The 2,885-nt window shown below is 66.1% G+C and carries 2 protein-coding genes and 2 pseudogenes; 2 read left to right on the plus strand and 2 right to left on the minus strand.

The features are described from left to right. Nucleotides 1-975 precede the first annotated feature (975 nt). Nucleotides 976-1,293: a hypothetical protein gene (locus ABD901_RS58270; protein ID WP_345144945.1), complete on the minus strand. Its 318-nt coding sequence runs from the start codon at nucleotides 1,291-1,293 to the stop codon at nucleotides 976-978. A gap of 141 nt (nucleotides 1,294-1,434) precedes the next feature. Between ABD901_RS58270 and ABD901_RS58275 the strand changes: the two genes are divergently transcribed. Together ABD901_RS58275 and ABD901_RS58280 are read left to right on the plus strand one after the other, a co-directional pair. Further along, nucleotides 1,435-2,222 (plus strand): IS5 family transposase gene (locus tag ABD901_RS58275; RefSeq protein WP_345144946.1). Its coding sequence is split into 2 segments (ribosomal slippage): nucleotides 1,435-1,768 and nucleotides 1,768-2,222, totalling 789 coding nucleotides; the frame shifts between segments, so codons are not numbered across the junction. 85 nt (nucleotides 2,223-2,307) lie between these two features. Next, a pseudogene (locus ABD901_RS58280) lies at nucleotides 2,308-2,622 on the plus strand (transposase); the annotation flags it as partial. 109 nt (nucleotides 2,623-2,731) lie between these two features. Here ABD901_RS58280 and ABD901_RS58285 read toward each other — a convergent pair. Further along, nucleotides 2,732-2,885: pseudogene (locus tag ABD901_RS58285) on the minus strand (IS66 family transposase); the annotation flags it as partial.

Below are 2,885 nucleotides of genomic sequence, written 5' to 3' on the forward strand. Positions count from 1 at the left end.
ACCGAACCCCAAGACCCCAACCCCGGACCCACACCACACCCGAACCACTGACCGCGCATTGCACGAGAAACGACACCACACACCGGCAACCACCGCGACCGCCCGGCCCCGTACCGCGAACTGGACCACCCAGCGTTCTCGACGACTGCGGTACCGGCCAACTCCGCACCTCCGCATCCCCGCGGCACGCCCGAATACGTTCACCAACATAAGCACGGCAGAACGCCGGACGGCGCAGCAGCCGACGGTTTCCGCGATCAAGAACACCACCGGGACGACGGCGAGTGGACTCATCCCTGAAACGCCCGTACATCTGCCGCACCTCCCCTCGATCACCGCCCTCGGTCACCGCGCCGTGACCCTACGATCCCAGCCCACATGGACCACTCCAACACGACCGGAACAGACCCCACCAGACCCACAACGTTCACCAACGACACACGGTTCAGCCCCGGCAGACACGAACACCGAACCGGACCCGACCCCTCAACGACGTCGTGACAGAACACCCGACCAGTTCCCGGCCGACCAGCCACCCGTGAGGCTGTCAAGTCGGTTGGCTTTGGGGTGCTGACGTTCTTTTGTCAGTCTCCGGCATGGGTTTGGGGCAGGCGTGCGTACGGCGTCGGGGTCAAGGTCGGCCCGGAGGGCCGCCCCGCAGGGGCTTGGCCTTGATGCCGGCGTCGTGCACGCCAGACTCTGTACTGCCGGAGAGCAGGTTGTGGGAGCGGCCGCGTTTCACCAAGGTCCGGGCGTGATGCCGGAGGGCAGGCCGGGGTTCGGCTGCCGGTCATCCATTCGCCCCGCTGTTCGGGGGCATGGTGATGTACGGCCGTGACCGGGCAGGATCAATCAAGACGGCGACCACGCCATCGGCCGATGGGGGTCAGACACAGAACGATCTCGTGCCCGGTCACGTCCCAACCTGTTCACTCCGCCGCCTTCCGAGCCTGGGCGAGGCCGCGGATGTGCCCGTCACGCCAGCACGCCCGTGCCCAGCCCGACCCCGGCGACGCGCAGCAGGTAGATCCCGGTGCTCACCGGCGTGACGGTCACCCCGGCGCCGGTCGAGTTGTACGACTGGGCCAGCAGGCCCGAGGTCACCTGGATCGAGGCGTAGGCGCCGACGCCCGGCGGCAGCACGCCGGAACTGACCGTCCACAGCACCGTGAACGGGGTGTCGGCCGGCACGCCGCCGGGTTGGAAGCATTGCACGTCGACGATCTCGTCGACGCCGGAGGAGCCCCAGCGCACGATCTCGCAGAACCGGCCGTCCTTGGCGACGGCGGTCACGTGCACGTTGCCGCGCGAACCCAGCGCGCGATGTTGGGGAACTTCGCTAACAACTCCTAACAGAATGATCTAGCGACTTCCGTCCTTTGTAGACGATGATCTACAGTGTCGACCGTGCGGAAGGGTGAGCAGCCACCATGGATCGTGCCGGACGGGTTGTGGGAGCGGATCGAGCCGCTGCTGCCTCAGCATCCGCGGCGGTTACGCAATCCCGGACGGAAACGGGTACCGGACCGGCAGGTGCTGTGCGGGATCCTGTTCGTGCTGTACACAGCGATCCCGTGGGAGTACCTGCCGCAGGAGTTGGGGTTCGGCTCAGGGATGACCTGCTGGCGGCGCCTGGCCGAATGGCATGAGGCCGGGGTCTGGCAACGCCTCCACGAGCTCCTGCTGGCCGAGTTGCACGCCGCGGACAAGCTCGACTGGTCCAAGGCGGTGATCGACGGCTCACATGTACGGGCCCTGAAGGGCGGCCCAAAACCGGCCCGAGCCCGGTCGACCGCGCCAAGACCGGCTCGAAACACCACGTCATCACCGACGGCGCCGGCATCCCACTCGCCGTCAGCCTGACCGGCGGCAACCGCCACGACGTCACCCAACTCATGGCGTTGATCGACGCCATCCCGTCGGTGCGCGGCAAACGCGGCCGGCCCCGCCGACGCCCGGACAGCCTGTACGCCGAGCGGGCCTACGACTTCGACATCTACCGCGACCAGGTCCACGACAAAGGCATCACACCCCACTTCGCCCGACGCGGCGTCGAACACGGATCCGGCTTGGGCGTTCATCGCTGGGTGGTGGAGCAGACCGTCGCGCTGCTGCACTGGTTCCGTCGCCTGCGCATCCGCTGGGAGATCCGCGACGACATCCACGAAGCGTTCATGAGCCTGGCCTGCTCCATCATCTGCTACCGCCGACTCATCAAATGACCATTCTGTTAGGACTTCTAATACTGCAACGACAGGTTGTGACATTGGCGTTCGTTGTGGTATTTGATCGGCTGTGTTGGAGGAGATGGCTGCTGGGTGGTCGGCGGGGTTCGTGGCGTTTCTGGGCCGGTTCGCGGGGTTGTTTCCGCGGGTGGAGTCGCGGCGTCAGATGCGGGTCTACGTGCGGGGCCTGCTCGGTGAGGTCGAGCGTAAGAACGGATGGACCCTCGCGGAGGCGGCCGGGGACGTTGGGCCGGAGCGGATGCAGCGGCTGTTGAATTTCTATGCGTGGGATACCGATGGCGTGCGTGACGAGGTCCGCGGGGCGGTGGTGGAGGCGATCGGGGATGCCCGGCGTGGGGTGTTGGTGGTGGACGAGACGGGGTTTCTGAAGAAGGGAATCTAATGCCGAACTGTCAATCCCCTGGAATCGTGGAGGACACCGTTATGCGGCCTGAACCTCCAGCGCTCGAGGTAACTGTTCAGCTGGTTCCGGGTAGCCAGGTCCGTCCATTGTGGAGGCTGGTGAGGGCGTTGAGGGCGTTGATGCCGTGTTTGCGGGCGGTGGAGAGATAGCTGCGGATGGCGCAGAAGGTTTCGGCGCCGGCGAAGGTGCGGAGCCCGCCGCTGATCTTCTGGCGGAGTTTGACCATGCGGATGTCG

The organism is Dactylosporangium darangshiense, assembly GCF_039537565.1.
Lineage (GTDB): Bacteria > Actinomycetota > Actinomycetes > Mycobacteriales > Micromonosporaceae > Dactylosporangium > Dactylosporangium darangshiense.